Genomic DNA, 18,792 nt, shown 5'->3' with positions numbered 1-18,792 from the left:
TGTAGCTTTTTCTTGTTTGCCTCAGGCGGCCAGGGGCGCCTCCCCGGATCGACCAGCCTCGCTCCCGTCCGAGAGACATGAAAATCGGAGGTTCTTTCTATGAAGCGCGGCAACGTCAAAGCACTGCTCCCCATCGGCGTCTTTCTGATCCTTTACCTGGGCCTTGGCATCCTCTTTGAGTACGGTTTACAGATCCCCATGGGCTTCTACAACATCCCCATTGTGGTGGCCTTCCTGGCAGCCCTGCTGGTGGCCTGCCTCCAGAACCGGGCCCTTTCCCTGGATGACAAGCTCCTTCTTATGGGGAAGGGCGTGGGGGACAAAAACATCATCATTATGATTCTCATCTTCCTCACCGCCGGCATTTTTGTGGGGGTGGTGGGGCGGAGCAGCGCCGACAGCGTGGCCTATTTTCTGCTCTCCCTGGTCCCCGCCCAGTTCGCCGTGGCGGTTCTCTTTGTGGTCAGCTGCTTTGTGGCACTGGCCATGGGCACGTCGGTGGGAACCATCACCCTGATCACCCCCATCGCCCTGTCTGTGGCAGAGGCCTCCGGCTTCTCCATTCCCCTGTGTGTGGCCTCTGTCATGGGCGGGGCCATGTTTGGGGACAACCTCTCCTTTATCTCCGACACCACCATCGCCGCCTGCAACGGCCAGGGCTGCCCCATGCGGGATAAATTTCGGGTCAACTTCGCCATCGCCCTGCCGGCGGCGCTGGTCTCCCTCCTGCTCATCCTGGTTCTCTCCTTCGGGCAGTCCACCGGGCCCCTGGTCCTGGCACCGTACAGCCTCATTCAGATGGTCCCCTACCTTCTGGTTCTCGTGGGGGGAATTCTCGGGGCCAACGTCTTTCTCGTCCTGCTGCTGGGCATTGGGTCCGGGGCTGTTATCATGCTGGCCACAGGGGCCACCGCCCCCACAGAGCTGCTGGCCAACATGGGCTCCGGCGCCGCTGGGATGTATGAGACCGCCATGGTCGCCATCCTGGTCTCCGCCCTCTGCGCGCTGATCCGGGCCCACGGCGGCTTTGACGCCCTTCTGAACGGCATCCGGCGGGTCTTCCACGGCAAGAAGGGCGGTCAGCTGGGCATGGGCCTGCTGGTGGGCACCATGGACATCGCCACCGCCAACAACACCGTCGCCATCGTCATGGCCAATCCCATCGCCAAGGAGATGTCCCAGGACTACGGCATCTCCCCCCGAAAGACCGCCTCCCTGCTGGACACCTTCTCCTGCATCTTCCAGGGTATCCTCCCCTACGGCGCCCAGATGCTGGTGGCCCTCTCCGCCGCCAGTGAACTGGGACATGAACTGTCCGCCTTCCAGGTCATCCCCAATCTGTTTTACCCTTTCCTGCTTCTCATCAGCTCCCTGCTCTTTATCTTCGTTCTCCCGCCACGAAAGGGAGACACCCTATAACCCTTCCTTGCCGAAGCCCCTTCGGGCAAGTTTGCCTTTTCAGGCTGGACCACTTCTGGTACAATAAACACAACACCCCACAGAAAGCAGGTGACTGCCATGGAGCAAGTCCTCGTTGTAAACCGCGCCGCCTTGGAAGCCCGCCTGGGCCCCGGTCCCTTCCTCTCCCAAAATCTCGAGACCATCCGTCAGTTCATTCTGGACCATCATACCTTTCTCCCCCGAGAACAGGCGGAGTATGACAATACCGTCAGGCAGATCATCCCCTATGTCATTCTGCGCCGGGGGAGGCACTATTTCCTTCTGCGCCGCCTGAAAAAGCAGACGGAGACCCGCCTCCATGAAAAGCTTTCCCTGGGGGTGGGCGGCCACATCAACCCCACGGAGGAAGCCGACGACGACCCCATTGCCGCCGGTCTGTGGCGGGAGCTCTCAGAGGAGGTCACCCTTTCTCAGATCACCTCCCTGACCTGCGTGGGTCTGATCAATGAAACCACCGGCGGCGTCAGTGACTACCACACCGCCCTGGTCTATCTCCTGGAAACCACAGGAGAGGTCACCGTCCGGGAGACCGAAAAAATGTCCGGCTCCTGGGCTTCTCCTCAGGAACTCAGTGCGGTATTTGACCGTCTGGAAACTTGGTCACAAATTGTGCTGGAAGAGGTGATCTCCCCCAACGCTGTATAAATCACCCAATTTTGCTTCGAAATACAGCAAAGAAATTGTGCATATATTTTCCTCTTTTTTTCAAAACCCTCTTGCTTTTTTCTTCTCCCCATGGTATTATTACTAAGCTGTTTGAAACGGCATCCGGGTGTGGCGAAGTTTGGTATCGCGCTTGAATGGGGTTCAAGAGGCCTTGAGTTCGAATCTCAACACTCGGACCAAAAGTTCCGAAAATCATCTTATTTGGGTGATTTTCGGAACTTTTTTGTTTGATTCTTTCTTGACATGCCTTGACGTATTCCCCGTTGCCGTATCTCAACCGTCCCGCTCTGCCCCGCCGCTGTTCTGCCAGCGTTTCCACATTTCCTTCTTTTCTCCGCTCTATGCCCCCTCATTCCAGGTACGGTAAAGCTCCGGCCTGTTCTCTTGACAAACCGGGGCGGGATGGTATAATGAAAAACAGAAAGGGCGCTGCTACTGCGGTTAGCCCATCAGAGTAGCATATGTTCTATGCTGACCGTTTGGGTACCATCCAAGCGGTCAGCACGCTTTTATGGAGAGTATGTAGGCCGCAAAGGCCAAGCATACAAAAAACTTCCAGAGAAAGTTTCCCATCCAAGCATCACCTCCCTTCGCAGGGAAGTGGCTAACCGCCGTCTATGTAACAGCGCCTCTTTCTGACCCCTTTTGGGGTACATCCATCATACCATGCCGCGCCGCGGATTGTCAATTTTTGCTGTCCTATCCATGGGGCAGCGTTTTTATTTTGTTCTTTTTGCTCAATTTTGCCTTCCCTCGGCACAAAACAGTATTCATAAATTATTCTATTGGTGATGTATCTACCAAGTATTTCTTATTGACAATTTACTTTTCCTGATATATGATTAATAAAAAGTATCAAAACTGGGTGATGTCATGAAAAAGCGAAAAGAGCTCAAGCGAGATAAAGTGGCGGGCACTCCAGCTGGGATTCGAGAATCCCTGAAAAAAGCAACCACAGAAATGCTGGTTCTGTTTCTCTTGGAGAGAAAGCCCATGTACACCTATGAGATGATGCAGACCATCAAGCTGATGAGCGACGGGAAAATTTCTCTGACCAATCTTTACATCGCTATTTATCGTCTGGAGGATTTTCAGTTTATTCGGAAAGACTTTGAGGAGCTTTCTGACGAAAACCGGACCCGCATTTACTTCTCCATCACAGAAAACGGCCGTCTCTACCTGAGACGCCTGATTGACGAGTACCGAGAGTTCACCCAAGCGGTGGAAGAAATTCTGAAAACCCAATTCCCCTTAACCCCTTTAGAATGAGGAACGCCCTCTGGCCAAGCGCCAGAGGGCGTTCCTTATTTTTTCAGCCTTATAACAGACCCTTCCGGCCCAACACCGCGATCACTTCATCCCGTTTCATGGGGCGCTCCGGGCTGGTGCCGTCCACCACCCCTTCCGCCGTGGCCTTTGCCCAATGACCCTCCTGTTGGGACCAGGCGGGCTCGGCCACGGTCTTGGCGTGGAGCTCCGCCTTTTGCAGCAGCTGATAAGCCTGCTCGTTGGTCATCTCCGCGATCAGCTTCGCAATATCCACAGTTTCCTCCTCCTCTTCCAGCCGCCGATTCACTTCGGCGGCAATTTGGCCATGGCGTCTGTACAGATAGTCTCCCGGGCACGCCTTGGCGGCAAACCACCGGTGAACTGTCATATTCTGTTGTTCCACCTGGCCGATCAGGGCTTTGTCTCCCTGCCACAGCAGTTTCTTGATCCCATTTCTCCGGCAGATATCCGTCAATAGGTCCAGCAATGCGGCGTAGGCCTTGTCTGACACCGGCCAGTCCGGCGCCCCGCCGTTGTTGGCCACCTCAATGGTGATGGCCCGATGGTCGTTGGCGGCATTGGAGGTACACCAGGACCGGTTGGCCTCCTCCACATACAGGGCAATCCGTCCGTCGCTTCCAATGCCGTAGTTGCTGCTGGCCTTGCGGGCCGGGTCGGCAAACAGCGCCCCACAGGTCTCCACCGAACCATTGCCTGCCATGCAGTGAATGGAAATCGTGTCAATCACATGGTTGCGCCGCCCGGAATGATTGGGGGAGAGCTTCGTGTAGCTGACCAGAGGACTATTGCTCATCGCCTGCCTCCCCCTTCCCGTTGGTCATTTCATCCAACATGCTTTCTGGAATCTCATCGCCCGCCTGAAGAACGGTCTCCGTAATTTCCGCCATATACATTCCCTCCCTGGATTGGATCAAATCATAGTCTGAACGGGGTTCTCCCTCTCGGCCCCAACCCCGTATCTTTCACCCATTCCCCCCATTCCATCGTAGAAAAAAAGGGAATTTTGGTGCCTGTCCCGGGGATACCTTCCCGCTTACCCCTCTACCTCCGGCAGCCCAGCCAGACTGGTCAGCAGGGACAGCAGCCCCGCCAGCACCGCAGCAGAGCCCACCACATCCCAGGAGACCTCACACAAAACAGCCGCCGCCCCAATGGTCGCCACGGCGGTCTGCGCCATGGTTTTGATGGCCCGGACGCCTGCCGCGCGCCACCACCTCTTCCATCCCTGTTGTTTCATCCGCAGTTTCCCTCCTGGTCGTGGGCCCGGAGATTCAGGTCCCGCTCAATCTTGTCAATGGCCTCATGCACCGGGCCGTCGCAGCCCTGCTCCTCCAGCCCCTTCAGGCAGGCCAGCACCCCATAGGTCAGCAGGGTATTCTCTTTCCGAATGGCGCTCAGTTCCCTGTCCTGCGCCTTCTGCCGCAGGGTCCAACGGTAGACCCGGTTATAGGTGGTCAGCAACAGGATGCCCGCCGACAGCACCGCCCCCGCGGTGATGAGCATTTGTCCAGTTGTCCCCATACGATCCCTCCTTTCTTTTGCCCTCACTCTTTGGGGAAACACCCCCGCGAGGGGGACGTTTGTATACACGCTTCCAAAAAATTTTTTCTTTTTTCCAGGCAGTCTTTCCCATTCCCCTTGTTTTTTGGGGCATACTATCGATGAGGTGATCCAAATGAAAGACATTGAACTGCTCCAGTACGTCCATGAAACCGCGGAAATGGGGATTCTCGGCCTGCAAGACATCGTGGGCCAGGTCCAAACCGCCAAGCTGAAAAAATCCCTCCAGGGGCAGATTGCAGAATATCAAACCATTGCATCCGAGGCCGCCAAGCTCTTGCAGGCCAAGGGCACCGCCCCAAAGGACCCCAGCCTGATGGCCCGCCTCTCCTCTGAGGTCATGTCCACCATGCAGACCCTCGCCGATTCCTCCGACTCCAAAATTGCGGAGATGACCATTAAGGGCAACAACATGGGCATCACCAAGGGGCTCAAGCATCTCCACGACTATGAGGGAAACGACCGGCAGGTCCGGTCCTTGGCCGAAAAACTGCTGTCCACCGAGCAGGCCAACGTAGAGCAGATGAAGCCCTTTTTATAAGCGGGCCGCTCTTTTCCCCCTGCAGCGGCGCGGTTCCTTCTTTTGGCGGGGATGGTCCCCTGATTTCCGGGCATGCTACCGGAGAGGTGATCTTGATGCAGCCAAATGCCACACTGGTTTTTCAGTCCTGCCTCCGCAGAAACCGGGAGGCGGCCCGTTTTTTCGACGCCTGCACCCCCGGCCAAAAAGAGGCCATTCTCTCCCAGCTGGACAAAGTAGAACACATGGATGCCTTTGTCCGCCATCTCCCCAGCGCCGCCCTGTAATCCGGGCGGCGCTGTTCCATGCCCTGAGCCGGGCGGTTATTCCCAAGGAAATCCACCGGCCCATCAGGAAGACATGTTCTGCAAAGAAATCCTGTCCTTTTCAAACCCAAAGTGTCGAATATCAGCGACAACCAGCGATTTTCCTGTTTTTCGTTCTATTATCTTCTTAAATCTTTTCATTTAGGAGGATATGTCTATGACAACCATTCTGGAAACGCTGCGCCCCTTTGGGATCACCAGGTGTTACAAGGGATTTCCCCTCACAGTTTATGCCATTCATCTTGCCGTCATGGAAGAGGATCGGTTGGAAGAGATCACAGAGAAAATCTATCGGGAAACCGCCGACCACTTCGGATGTAAATGGACCGCGGTAGAGCGCAACCTCCGAACAGTGGTTTCCCGGGCTTGGCAGGTCAACCCGGATTTGCTCTGCCGGATGGCTGGCTATCCCTTAACCGCCGCGCCTACCGCTTCCGAGTTCATTGAAATCATTGCTTCGTACATCATCCGTTCCCGGCAGACATCCTGAGAGAGGGGTGGGACATCAGCCAAAAGAGAAAAAACGCGCAGACAACCTGTTGGTTGTCTGCGCGTTTCTCATGGGCCTCATAATACCGTATCGTGTCCTCGGGCGATGTTATCCAATGCTCTCACAAAAGCGCATAAGGATGGTGGCCACCTGGGCGCGGGTGGCGCTGCCCTGGGGAACCAGGGTCCCGTTCTCCATCCCGGCAATCAGGCCCTGGCCAATCGCCCAGTTCATGGCCGGAATGGCGTAGTCACTGACCTGACCCCCGTCGGGATAGCCCGTCAGGTTCTCCTGAAGGGTAACCGCGTCCATCCCCTTGTACTGGGCAAACCGGTACAGCATGGTCGCCATCTGCTCCCGGGTGATGGGGCTGTTGGGGGCGAAGGTGGTGGCGCTGGTGCCGTTGACAATGTCGTTGGCCGCCGCCCAGGCAACGGCATCGGCATACCAGGCGCCGCGCTCTACGTCGGTGAAGGGCAGATCACCGGACACGGCGGGCTCGTTCTCCAGCCGGTAGAGGACGGTGACGATCATCCCGCGGGTGGTGGTGGAGGCAGGGGCAAACCGGTCCGCCGACACGCCGGTCATCATGCCCTTGTCGTAGACGTACTGGACTGCCTCATAGAACCAATCCCCTGTCTTCACATCGGTGAAGGGCAGCGTCTCCGGCTCAGTGGCAATCTGGGTAAAGGTGGCCTCTACCGTGACCTTGGAGGCAGGCATTTTGAATGTGTATGTGCCGCTGCCCTTGTCGGTCAACTTCACGGTGTCGCCATTCTTGTCGGTGACAACCAACTTGTCCAGCTCATAGCCCTCGTCCGGGGTGACGTTGATGGTCACGGTGCTGCCCTTGGAGGCGCGGGTGGGGCTGACTTTGATGGTGCCGTTGTCCGCATCCTCCACGCTTACCATGTACCGGGTAGTACCAGAGGAGCCGCGCTCGTCAACAGTAACGGTGACATTTTCAGACGCAAGAACTACGTCACTCAGCTTAATGCTGACCGTGATTGTGGCAGTTCCTTCCTTCACGCCCGTAACTGTGACGCTCTTTTGATCGCTGGAAAGTGCTGCCGTTGCAACCTTAGTATTGCTACTCTCTACCATAAGCGTCGCATCCTGGGGCAGCGTGCTTTCCACGGTAAAGTTAATGGTGTTATTCTCATATACACTGGTTGCAGACGGGGAAACAGCCAAAGAATACTGGTTGCTATTTTCCTCACCTTCCACGGGTGCAGAAACAAGGCCGTTCGTAACCAAGTCGCTGTCCTCCGACGTATAAGCATCTACGGCCTCGGCGGGGTAGTAAACAGTAGGTTTATTGAAACTTGCTCCGCTGATTCCGTCAAGCGCGCCCAATCCAAAGGTCGGAGGATTTTCACCCTCGAAAATCAGAGCGGTTTCGCCGTTAGCTTTTACACCGCCTAAGAAATTGCCAGCGATAGAAGTAACTGTGGATGGAATGTTGATGGATTCCAACTTGGGATTCTCATTAACATATTCACCGCTATCATTTTCGGCCGTTAAGTCAAAAGCATACTCGCCGATAGAAGTGATACCTTCGGGAAGTTCTACTTTTTCCAAAGCGAGACAGCCAGTAAATGCATAGCTGGGGATCTCTGTTACTCCGTCGGGGATAATCGCTTCTTTGAGCGACTCACATCCATTGAAAGCCTCCCTGCCGATCTCAGTCAATCCCGCCGGTAAATCAATTTTTTCAAGAGAAGCACATCCGTTGAAAGTTCCAGTTCCGATGTTGGTCAATGTATCGGGCAGCGTCACATTTTTCAGCGCGGCACACCCCAAAAAGACCCCGGTAGTTCCCGTGAGTTCCTTGACGGGACCCAGAATTTCGGCCGTAGCCAAACTGGAACAGTTTGAAAATGCTCCGCCACCGATTTCGGATACGTTTTTAGGGATTGTGATACTCTCAAGGGCTTTACAGGCTTGGAAAGCGTTTTTACCAATGCTGACCAAAGACTCTGGCAGAGTGATGGATTTCAGAGTTTCCATATTGTTGGGGGTCTGCGTAGAATAAGCATTAAACGCATCCGCACCAATGTACTTGATGCCCTCCGGCACCACCACATTCTCCTGCCAGTCCAGCACACGGATCAGGTTCTCGGAATCATAGAGAACGCCGTCTTGCAACTTAAAGATGCTGCCCTCTGCAAAGGTGACATTCCCGCTGCCTTCATTTGCGTCCGCATCAAAATACTCGTCAAAGGTGTCGGTCTGGATTTCCGTAACACTGGCGGGAATTTCGACGGACACCAGGGAGTCGCAGGCTTGGAAAACTTTATGACCCAGAGACTTTACGGTGCTTGGCAGGATAAGGCTGGTAATATCACAGCCACGAAATGCCCGGTCTCCAATGCTCTCCAACTTACTCCCCTCTGCAAAGGTAATAGAGGTAAAATCCCCGTGGAGCGCTTCTTTATCAAGGCGGGTCACAGAAGCAGGAATCTCAATAGTTTTGCATGTGGAGTAGCCAAACGCCCCGGCCCCGATATAGGTGAGTCCTTCGGAAAGGGTGACCTCGGTGCCAGTCATATTGTAGAACGCGTTGTCGCCGATTCCCACTACCTGATATGCTTGATTCTCGTGATTAATCTCCTTGGGGATCATCAAACCATCGCTACGGTTGCTGTACTCGGTTCCTGCAAACACAGTTTCAGTATGTCCGTCGTTGCAGCTATGGGTCCACTTCCAATACCACGGAGCAACCTCTACTGTTGTATCATCCAATTTTTTGTAGGCAATACCGTCTACAACAAAGTCAAAGGTTTCCTGAATCCGCTTGGGATGGCCGTCATTGTTGTCCTCCCAGCCGGGGGTGGTTTTATCGCCCTTAGTATTTGCCGGAGTAGACACCAATGTGTTTTCCTCGTGATTCTCTGCCGCACCCCCCTCGTCTGTGGTACAGACGAGGGGGCTGCTGTCCGCTCCGCTATCCACTGTGGCCAGCGCCGCCGTTGGAAGCATAGTCCCAATAAGGGTGGTACTTAGCAGCAGGGATAAGAGCTTCTTTCCTCTCATTGATTGAACCCTCCTTCATGGCCTATTTCGCCAGTCAGAGTTACATCATCAACCGACTGGATAGAAAGAACCCCAGGAATAGGTGCATCCACACCAGGAGCAATAGCCCCCCAGTTATAAGTGGTGTTCTCTGCAGCGCCAGTCAGCTTATTCTCTGCCCAATCCTCAAAATCAGGGATGTCCATTCCTTCATAGGTGGCTAAAAAAGCACTGAACGGATCGGTGCAGGTAAGAGCAACTTTCTTCCGATTTGCTTGTGCAAAATTAAACTCGGACATGAACTCTTTGTCCAGCCGGAACAGGCAATGATACACTTCCTCGACATTGGAAACGCAGGTCGAGGAAACAGACCCACCAGAAATATTAAAGACGTTGGCCTTGCTGGAATCGGTGACGCCTTTGTAGATGTCTTCGTTTAGAACAATAGTGGCAAAGCTGTTCCAAGCATTGTCCGTCTCAACAAAGCCCTTCAGATTAGAGTTCTTGATGTTGAAAGTGGTATCAATGGTCCAGATGTTCATGGCACACCAGCCCCAAATATTAGAGTTGGTGATGTTAATGACGGAATCAGCCATATCCCGAACACCGTCTACAATATCACCCGCCATATTGATGGGATAGCCAAAGCCAAGGATCGCGCTGTTGTCAATGATGTTCAGCTCCAGTCCTTTGTTGTTCCAAAGGCTGATGCCTCTGGTATCGGCCTGGTCAGACCAATTCTCATAGGTTTTATTCTCAGGCTTTTTGCTGTCCTGGATGATGGAGCTATCAATCGTAACGGTTGCGCCAGCCACCGTACCGTTGCTACCAAAACCAATCCCGCGGTTATTGACATTCCAAAGGCTGTCATTCAGCTTAAAGTTGGGCTTGTTGCTGACAATTTCGAGGCCGCGCCCGCCGCTGCTGGTGGCATCCAAATCCAGGTCGTCGAACGTCACAGCATCATTTGTATTCAGTTGAATGGCGTATCCGGTTCCCGTATAGGTCAGAGTATAGCCATTTCCATCCAGGGTAATGCTCTTGTTGATGTTCAGCGGCGTGGTAATCGTGGTGTTCTCGTTCAGCTTGATTGTGCTGCCGGCCTCGGCAGCGTCGATCTGCGCCTGCAAATCGTTGGCGTCCGCCGCAAACGCTGCGGGCACCATGGCTGCCATCAGGCAGCCGGCTGTTAAAATGGAAAGTAACTGCTTTTTCATTGGGTTTGTCTCCCTTCGTGAAGATAAATTTAACCAATCCCCTATCGAGAATCAGTTCCAACGTAATGTGTGTTACCCGTGGTGTACCAACTCCCCTTCCCCATCTTTGTTCAGGATGCTCCGCTGGATTTGCTCTCGCTGCCTGCATTGCCACAAAATCAGCAGTTTGTCTATAAAGCGCCGCAGGCCCTTACTTAAACTACATATTATTTATAGTCAGTTTATCACAAGAAACCTTGTTTTTCAAGAGGGTGTGTTCATTTGCGGCATAACAAATTTGACCGTCAAGAGCTTATTTCTCGGACGGCCTGTTAAAGTGCGTCTCCTCACAGCTTTACGGAAAAAATCTGGGGAATGTTTATGGCAGATATAGATATTTTAGGGATACCAAAAAATCTTTTGGAGACAAACTGCTGATTTTATCCTTAACGAACCAGCCCCAACTGTTCCAGCTGCCGGGCATGGTCCGCACCGCTGGAAATCAGATAGATGCGGGTCGTCTCGACAGAGCTGTGACCAAGAAGGTCAGCCAGCTTCACCACATCACAGCAAACCTTGTAAAACGTCCGGGCAAAGAGGTGCCGAAGATTATGGGGAAAAACCTTGGTGGGCGCAATCCCCGCCTGTCCGCACAGCGCCTTCATTTCCGCCCATATTTGTTTCCGGGACAGCCCGCTCCTGCTTCTGGTGAGAAAGATCTCGCCAGAGGCAATTTTATTTTTACGGGCGTACTTCCGCAGCTTCCGGCACAGCTTTTGGGGCAATAGGATGGTGCGTATCTTCCCCTTGAGGGAAATTTCCGCCCGTCCGGCCCGGGCCGCCTCCACGGTGATATAGCACACCTCGGACACCCGGATGCCAGTGGCACAGAGGGTCTCCATCACCAGCGCCAGCCGCTCCCGCCCCAGGCTCCTGGCGGTCTCCAACAGGCGGTCATACTCCCCGCGGGTCAGCTCCCGGCGCTCTTCCCGGAACAACCGCCTTTGAATGCGCAAAAACTTGGACCGGCACTCGTCCCACCCCAAAAAATGGAACAAGCCGTTCAGCGCCGCCAGCATGGAGTTGATCGTGACAGGCGCATACCCCTGCGCCAGAAGATGCGTTTTCCACTCCGATGTCCGGTCTTTGCTTACGGGGGCACCCTTCAGCCAGCGGGCAAAGGCGCCAATGTCCCGCAGGTATTTTTCAATCGTTCCCGCGCTCTTCTCCTCCCCAGACAGCCATGTGCGATAGGCCGTGATTTGTTCCATTGTCAGGTTATATTGATTCATCGTGCAGAGCCTCCATTGACAAAGTAATATCCATATTTTATCTTGCCAAAGCGGCTCTATACGGTTATCCCGGAAGGGAATCCCTTCTACAAGAAAAGAAATCGGAACACAGTCCGGTTTCCCCGGACCGTGTTCCGATCCCGCATTGTCATGCTTTCCGGGCGCGGCCCACTGCACCATTCCGCCTCGGTCTGCCCTTCCCTCCCGCAGACGCAACATGGGCGCGAATGTCTCACTTGACATTCGCGCCCATTGTGTCTGGCACCGCTGCTGTTTTCCTCTGCCCCCTTGTTTGGATGGGGGGCATCACAGGCGGTTTTTTCCGCCGCGCCCACTGGGTCAATCAGTCCGCCAGACCGGTCCAGTCCTCCGTCCCGCCGGACTTTTCATAGTCGTGGGCATTGGTGGCCTCGACTATGTTGTAATAAGCCCAATTCGTCTGCGCCACATCCGGGAATTGGCGCAGCTGGTCCTTGTGGCTGTCCACATAGTCCTTGTCCGCCGCGCGGCCCAGCATCCGGTTGACGATGGTGGTCACTTCGGCACGGGTAATGGTGTTGTTCGGGCGGAAAGTCCCGTCCTCATAGCCGTTGATCCAGCCATACCGGATCGAGCCAACCACCTGGTCATAGAACCAGTCGCCGGCATTCACATCGGTAAAGATGTTCTCGCCGCTGGTATCCAGGTCGGCAAACCGCATGGCAATGACCGTGAACTCCGCCCGGGTGATGGCACGGTCCGGGGCAAACCGGCCGTCACCCACCCCCTGGAGGATGCCGAGAGAGGCCAGTGTATGCACAGCCTTGGCATACCATGCGTCTGCGGCCACGTCTGTGAAGCTGACCGCTCCGGAAACCTCCTGGTTCAGCAGCAGGTTATAGAACATCTGTGCGGCCTCCGCCCGGGTCATGTTCTTGTTCGGGCCAAAGGAGCCGTTGGCGTAACCGCTCAGATAGGCGGTGTGGTCCTTGGTGTTCAGCCAGTCGGACACCCCGGTATCCTCCGGGTCGGCCACGCCGCTTGCCAGGGCAAAGACCGCCTCAATGGTGTGCTTTTCCCGCACCTTTTCAAAGGTGTACTTCTCCACTGCGCCCACGCTCTTGTCGTCCACCAGCACGTCGGAGATCACATAGCCCTCATTTGCCGTGATGGTAAAGGTCTTGTCACTGTTGCGGCTCACGCGCACGCTGCCGCTGGGGCTGATCTTGCCGCCGGCACCGGCGCTGGCCGTGATGGTGTAACGGGTGGTGCCGCTGCTATTGCGGGCAAAGCTGGCTACGATGGTTGTATTCTCGGTGATGTTCTGCAGCGTATAGCCGCTCACTGCGCCCACGCTCTTGCCATTTACGGTGACATCGGCAATGTGATAGCCGGAATCAGCGGTGATGGTGAAGTGCTTACTCTCGCCGCAGTTCACCTTCATTGTTCCAGACGGGGCAATGCTGCCGCCGGCACCGCTTACACTGGCAGTCACCGTGCAGGTCTGCGCCTCTGGGTCGTCATACTTATCCGGGATGCCGTCACCGTCCTTATCCGCAGAAAAGGTCACGATGATGCTGTGGTCATCCTGAACATTCGAGAAAGTATAGGTCTTTTGCGCGGTATCATAGCCTTCCAATTCCAACTTGCCGTTGTTCAGGTATGTGGTATCGTCAATGACGATCCGATCTACTGCATACCCATTGTTGGGTGCAAAGGCAAAGGCCTGGTCGCCGTTCTTCTCAACGGTGGCTGCCGTATCCGGAGAAATGCTGCCGTTAGGACCGGCGAAGGGATAGATCACATAGTCTTCGCCTATCACGTCTGGGCGGTCATCCTTGTCTTTATCGTAACCCCAGACAGCATAGACTTCGATGTCTTGGCTGTCAAAGGTCACAGCAGGAACAATGGTAACCTCCGCGAAAGCTGTCTTATCTTCATCGCTGCTGCTGAAGATTCTATCCGTCTTGGTCGTGGACCAACCGAGGAACATAACCTTTGCATTCTCCGCTCCAGATTCCTGATAGGACAGGCCGCTGCCATCGGCCAGCGCCACAGTCTGCTTGGAGACATACTTGTTGGCATCGCTTACAGAACCGCTGACTGTATCGCCTTCCATGGCATTCGTATCATAGGTCAGGCTGTACTTGTCTGTTTCCTCCACATCTGGGGTACCATCTTCGTTGGCATCATAGCCCCAGACTGCGTAGACTTCATCGTCGGCAGTCAGGGTAAGGGTTTCAACGGTTGTCGGACCTTTCTCGTCAGAAGCACTGTAAATTTTGGTGTCCCTCTCCGTGGTCCAGCCGATAAAGATCATAGCGGTTCCGTTGTCCTCATCCGGCGCGTGCTTGGGCACATTTGTAGTTTCCAGAGTATAGTCCTCTGCTGCGTCAGCCTTAACTTCGACCTTGCCCGGCCCGCCGAAGCCTCCGTTGGTGTCGTAGGTCAAAGCGTAGGACTCCGGCTGCGGGTCAGGCTCGATTGGTTTATTCTTATCCGGGATACCGTCTCTGTCCTTGTCCTCAGCAAAGCTGACAACTACCTGTGTACCAGCCTGGACATTCTTCAAAGTCCACTTGCCTTGGCGGTTCTCGTCTGCGGTATACTCGCTGTCACCATCATTGGTGAGAACAATATCACTGCCTACCTTGATGGTATCCAGTGCATAGTCCTCATTGGCGGTGATCGTGAACTCAACAGAGCTGCCTTTGATGACTGTCTTATTTTCAGGGCTGATCGAGCCGTTGTCACCATTCACCGAAGCAGTCACGGTAACAGTGTCTTTTTCCACATCCGGCGTCGTGCCGTCGCTGGAGTAGCCCCAGGCTGCGTAGAGGGTTGTACCGGTTGAGGAGATCGTTACCTTGCTTTGAAGTTGCTCGAGAACCTCTTTGTCCTCCGCACCATAGATCTTCTTGCTGTTATCCTCTGTCAGCCATCCAAGGAACAAGACCGCAATACCGTTCTCCTTCTCGTGTGTCGGCGCATCCACCTTCACCGGGGAATTGGACAAGCTGTAAGACTTGCTTTCCTCCAGTCCGGTTATAACCTTGGTATCTGTTCCCGTAACAGCATCCCCGAATTTACCACCGTTGGCATCATAAGTCAGCGTGCGGTTGTATTTGTCGGGGATTTCACCGTCGCCTGTTACCGGGGCGAAGGTGATGCTGATGGTGTGGCCAGCTGTCACTTTCTCGAACTTAACGGACTTAAAACTGTTGGAAGTATAGCCCTCACCATTCGGGGATGTTGCACCTGCGGTATTCTTGTACTCATTATTGTCCACCGTGATGGTGTCCACTGCATAGCCGCTATTCGGCGTGATGTTTACCGTCAGATTCTGGCCGTCCACCACATAGTAATCGTTGGAGCCTGCCTTCGTCAAAGCGTTTACAGGGGTGGAAGTGGTATCCATGCTATACTCGACTGTGGCAGTCCCGTTGTCACCGGTGCTCACCGTGATCTTATGAGTATTGTCGTTGATATCTGCGGTGCCATTGCCATCGGCATCGTAGCCCCAAACGGCGTAGACGGTTTCACTTTCAGTAATATCTATTTCAGAGACTGTCACAGGCCGTTCATCGTTGACGCTGTAAATCTTTTCGAGTTTGGTAGTAGACCAACCCATGAACACGACAGCGGTCTCCGTGCCATTCCAATTCGTTTTCGCATGGGTGGGAAGCCCTTCCTCGCCAGATGCCAGCAGTTTATAGCCGTCCTGCGCCACTACGGTGACCTCTTTGGTCTCCTTTTCTTCAGTGAATTTACCGCCATTGGCGTTGTAGGTCAGCGTGTAAGTAGTCTCCTTCACATCGGCGGTGCCATCTTCGTCGGTGTCATAGCCCCACACCGCATAGAGCGTTGTGAGTTTAGCCGGCATGGTGTAGTTTCCGCCTTTTTCATGGAAGTCCTCGCCCAGGGATTCGAACTCCGATTTGTCTGCCAAGCTGTATATTTTACTTGTCGCAGTTTCTGTCCAGCCGATCAGCGCAACCGCTTTTCCATCCACATCCTGGTGGGTCGGTGCACTTGAGGGGAGCGTAACGCTGGCACCACTATTTACACTTTGCGCTTGGGGCGGGGGGGCCTGCAAGCTTCCACTGATCGCGTTTCCATCATAAGTAAGCAGGTACGACACTTGGGCAGGATTGTATGTATTTGTGACAGTCACGTTCTTATCCAAGGTTGCAGCGCCAGCTTTCTCTTTGTAAAGGATCGCACCGGATTGCGCCCCCTCTTGATACACATCTCCGGTAAAAGCAGGCGTATAGCCAGGGACATTCTCCTGCTGTAACTGCCATACACTGCCTGCAGGCAGACCCTCAATGGTTGCACACTGGCCAGCTTTCAGCTTGAAGGTCCCATTATTGCCGATCTTCTGGCCCGAACTCTCACCTCCAATCTTGATTGTGTATTCGCCAGTCAGGGTATCATAACCATTCAGGTTAGCTAAGATAAGCTTGTATATAAATTCCTGGTCTGAATTTGCGCCATCTCCCTCAGTAGTTCCTACGGTCACGGTAAGACTTCCCGTAGGCGTGGCCTCTTTCAACAGACCGTTGTTCCCCAGATAGACGGTGACCTTCTCGTTTTCCCCCAGCTCGAACACCGGATGACGATAGGTACCGGCCGTTTGGGTTGTATTTTTGACCTTGACACCATCCCCATCGGATACGCGGGAAAGCTTATTGGTTCCGGCCTTGATCTTGAGGACACCGTTGTCGATATCGGCGTTGCTATCATTACCACCTACAACAATGCGGCTGCCATCCTGCAGCATGTGATAGTCGGTTCGTTTTTGGGCAGCGGTGTCAGAGCTGTCTTCTGCCTGATAGTAAACATGCTGATAGTAATAGGCACGGCCAGACACATATCCTTCGGCTGCTTCAAGCCGATAAGCAATTCCGCCAACTTGTACTGTCCCTGCACCTGGCAGAATAGTCGTTACCTCTGCAGCCTCGGCGTCCTCCTCAGAAAGATAGATATCTTGATTTCCTGTGTTCACCAGATTGTAGAGGATGGTGTCCTCGGTATAGTGGTAGAAGGCGTTGGATTCCGCCGGGGTGAACACGGCGGTGGTGGTGCCGTATTCGCCATTCTCTTGATCCCATACCGCTTCATAATAATTGGTCTGGCCGTTCTTGGAGCGGCTCTTCAGATAGTCATTATCTGCCTCACTCCAATTGTGTTCATCCTCTTTGGCCACAGAGTAGAACAGACGGATCGGATAGGCGTTTTTGTCCAAGTTGATCGTATAGGAGGTCTCTCCCTGCTCATCTGTATCACCCTGTACCTTCACAGTACGCAGAGGGAGAAGATTCGCCGGAATTTCCCACACCAAAGTCTGTCCCTCATCACCGTTGGTCACGGTCAGCTTAATAGCGGACAGGCTTGCGCTGCCGTAAACCGGGTTTCCTTCGACAGTCCCCTCAAATGTATAAGTGGTGACATTGTCTTTGGTTTCAGGGCTACCTTTGGCTGCATATTTTTTTCCTGCAAAGACGATGGTCGGGGTACCGGTCACCTTCATGTACTTTCCCAGCTGATCGGTAAAAACCAGTTTACCGCTCTCACCGCCGGTACCTTCAGCGCCTTCGGTTACATCGGTCGGGGCCGTCGGCGCCTGATTGCTCACATCATCGGCAATCTGGTCGAAAATAGTACCCCAGTTGGCATCGGTAACATCGTAGTACTGGTCGTTGTACTCGAACTTACTTACCGTGACATTTTCATTGTCATTTTTTGTAATCTTGGTTTCTTTCCATCCCAAATTTCCGCCGTCATAACTTCCAGTATGAATAGCAGCCGTGCCGCCGGTATTGTAATCATTAAACTTTTCTTTAAAATAGTTGAGTGCCCAAGATGCAGTCGGGTCTTTTTTATCCCCGTCCGTTGCTGAAAAATGGCTTGGAACTGTCTGCGCGGGGTCCAGATAAGCATAAGCCAATGCCGGGGCATCGCACTCGTCCACATCCACACCAATCGTATAAACCCGGGCAGACTGACCGCTGTCCCCATAGTAATGCGCTGTTACCTGTTCCTTCATATAAGCAGCGGTCATGGCGGCAACAAAGGACTGGGCATAACGGCTTGTCGCTCGCTGGCCAACCTCTTCAATGGTGGCTTCCTCGGGCGGATCAATGAATTTCTCCGAGCCGTACTTTGCCTCGCCCTCTGCCATCAGCACCATGACCGGTGCACGGGTGACGGTTGTGCCACCGACGGTTGCCGTAGTTTCCTCCTCGCTCTGCAGCAACTGCATTCCTGTGTAAATGCCGTGCTGCGTATATTTGTGGGAGGTATTCGTGAGGCGTTCAAAAGAGCTTTCCTTTATTTCACCTCTTACCACTGCTGTTGCCTTTAACGTGTTGTTGTCTCTTGTTAGGAATGTACTACTACTCTCATAGTGCTCCAACGGAAGAAGAACGGAGGACTGGGTGGAATACCCCACCACAGCCACCCGGTTCTGCGGATTCGCATTCAGCAGCATTTTCAGCGCCTCGTTCGCCGCCTGAATCATAGTATTGATCTGGTCATCCTCCCACATATTGTTGGATAAATCCAGCACAAACACAGTATCCGTTGGGACTTTGGTAACATCCGTAATGTCCGCAGCGGAACCCAAGGCGGAAAGCCCTACAAGGAAATCAGCGCTTGTCTCCTTATCGATTGTCACACTGCTCCCAATATCACCGCTCAAGGTGATATTTTCTTCGGATACCGTCTTATCCGTCCAAATACGGCCGATATCCTTGGTGGAGAGGGTATCGCCGCCAAAGACAGCTTCCCACGTGGTTAGCGTGGAGGTGTCGGCTGAGACTGAACTGCTGTTTCCTCCACCTGGATCGTCCGTCGCCATCGCCGCCGTTGGGAATAACCCCACCAGCATAACCAGCGAAAGCGCCATTGCCAATAACCTTCGTTTCATGTCATGGTTACCTCCTTGTATTGTTCTTCTTTCCGGCGTTTGACCACATAGTTTCTCTTATGTGGT

13 protein-coding genes, 1 tRNA gene and 1 pseudogene are annotated in these 18,792 nt (G+C 53.8%); 7 read left to right on the top strand and 8 right to left on the bottom strand.

The genetic code is table 11. The annotated features are described in order from the left end of the window. Positions 1 to 99: 99 nt before the first annotated feature. From DV520_RS03430 to DV520_RS03415, 4 genes are all read left to right on the top strand, one after another. The gene (locus DV520_RS03430) at positions 100 to 1,419 is read left to right on the top strand and encodes a Na+/H+ antiporter NhaC family protein (protein WP_117141806.1); all 1,320 of its coding nucleotides are present in this window, start codon (positions 100 to 102) and stop codon (positions 1,417 to 1,419) included. Positions 1,420 to 1,518: 99 nt separating this feature from the next. Continuing rightward, complete coding sequence (locus DV520_RS03425; RefSeq protein WP_117141805.1) at positions 1,519 to 2,106, top strand: NUDIX hydrolase; 588 nt, start codon at positions 1,519 to 1,521, stop codon at positions 2,104 to 2,106. Between the two features lie 123 nt (positions 2,107 to 2,229). Continuing rightward, positions 2,230 to 2,306: transfer RNA gene (locus DV520_RS03420), tRNA-Pro, on the top strand. A 694-nt stretch (positions 2,307 to 3,000) separates the two neighbouring features. Further along, complete coding sequence (locus DV520_RS03415; RefSeq protein ID WP_021920633.1) at positions 3,001 to 3,396, top strand: PadR family transcriptional regulator; 396 nt, start codon at positions 3,001 to 3,003, stop codon at positions 3,394 to 3,396. A gap of 49 nt (positions 3,397 to 3,445) precedes the next feature. Here the strand turns inward: DV520_RS03415 and DV520_RS03410 are convergent, their stop codons facing one another. The 3 genes from DV520_RS03410 to DV520_RS03400 all read right to left on the bottom strand — a co-directional run bounded on the left by DV520_RS03410 (position 3,446) and on the right by DV520_RS03400 (position 4,938). Then, positions 3,446 to 4,210, bottom strand: a complete 765-nt coding sequence (locus DV520_RS03410) for a peptidoglycan recognition protein family protein (RefSeq protein ID WP_117141804.1) — start codon at positions 4,208 to 4,210, stop codon at positions 3,446 to 3,448. Positions 4,211 to 4,450: 240 nt separating this feature from the next. Beyond that, on the bottom strand, positions 4,451 to 4,654 hold the full coding sequence (locus tag DV520_RS03405) for a holin (protein WP_021920630.1): 204 nt from the start codon (positions 4,652 to 4,654) through the stop codon (positions 4,451 to 4,453). Next, positions 4,651 to 4,938: a hypothetical protein gene (locus tag DV520_RS03400; RefSeq protein WP_021920629.1), complete on the bottom strand. Its 288-nt coding sequence runs from the start codon at positions 4,936 to 4,938 to the stop codon at positions 4,651 to 4,653. Before DV520_RS03400 ends, DV520_RS03405 begins: the two co-directional genes overlap by 4 nt. A 154-nt stretch (positions 4,939 to 5,092) precedes the next feature. Between DV520_RS03400 and DV520_RS03395 the strand changes: the two genes are divergently transcribed. The 3 genes from DV520_RS03395 (at position 5,093) to DV520_RS03390 (ending at position 6,313) form a co-directional block, all read left to right on the top strand. After that, entirely contained in the window at positions 5,093 to 5,518 is a 426-nt protein-coding gene (locus DV520_RS03395) for a DUF2383 domain-containing protein (protein WP_021920628.1), read from the top strand. A gap of 92 nt (positions 5,519 to 5,610) precedes the next feature. Beyond that, entirely contained in the window at positions 5,611 to 5,784 is a 174-nt protein-coding gene (locus DV520_RS12240) for a hypothetical protein (protein ID WP_165850026.1), read from the top strand. 196 nt (positions 5,785 to 5,980) lie between these two features. Continuing rightward, positions 5,981 to 6,313 carry a sporulation initiation factor Spo0A C-terminal domain-containing protein gene (locus DV520_RS03390; RefSeq protein ID WP_021920626.1) on the top strand — a complete coding sequence of 111 codons (333 nt, stop codon included), beginning with the start codon at positions 5,981 to 5,983 and terminating at the stop codon, positions 6,311 to 6,313. Positions 6,314 to 6,421: 108 nt separating this feature from the next. Here the strand turns inward: DV520_RS03390 and DV520_RS03385 are convergent, their stop codons facing one another. The 5 genes and pseudogenes from DV520_RS03385 to DV520_RS12760 all read right to left on the bottom strand — a co-directional run. Beyond that, positions 6,422 to 9,349 carry a leucine-rich repeat protein gene (locus DV520_RS03385; RefSeq protein WP_117141801.1) on the bottom strand — a complete coding sequence of 976 codons (2,928 nt, stop codon included), beginning with the start codon at positions 9,347 to 9,349 and terminating at the stop codon, positions 6,422 to 6,424. Continuing rightward, positions 9,346 to 10,545, bottom strand: a complete 1,200-nt coding sequence (locus tag DV520_RS03380; protein ID WP_117141800.1) for a hypothetical protein — start codon at positions 10,543 to 10,545, stop codon at positions 9,346 to 9,348. The genes DV520_RS03385 and DV520_RS03380 overlap by 4 nt, the downstream gene beginning before the upstream one ends. A 425-nt stretch (positions 10,546 to 10,970) precedes the next feature. After that, positions 10,971 to 11,816 (bottom strand): tyrosine-type recombinase/integrase, encoded by an 846-nt coding sequence (locus DV520_RS03375; protein WP_021920805.1) that lies wholly within the window; start codon positions 11,814 to 11,816, stop codon positions 10,971 to 10,973. A gap of 343 nt (positions 11,817 to 12,159) precedes the next feature. Continuing rightward, positions 12,160 to 17,568, bottom strand: a complete 5,409-nt coding sequence (locus DV520_RS03370; RefSeq protein ID WP_242984639.1) for an S-layer homology domain-containing protein — start codon at positions 17,566 to 17,568, stop codon at positions 12,160 to 12,162. A gap of 609 nt (positions 17,569 to 18,177) precedes the next feature. Beyond that, positions 18,178 to 18,657: pseudogene (locus DV520_RS12760) on the bottom strand (VWA domain-containing protein); the annotation flags it as partial. Positions 18,658 to 18,792: the final 135 nt, after the last annotated feature.

The sequence above is a fragment of the Evtepia gabavorous genome, from assembly GCF_003425665.1.
GTDB classification, from domain to species: domain Bacteria; phylum Bacillota; class Clostridia; order Oscillospirales; family Oscillospiraceae; genus Evtepia; species Evtepia gabavorous.
This window is presented reverse-complemented; position numbering and strand designations above follow the sequence as displayed.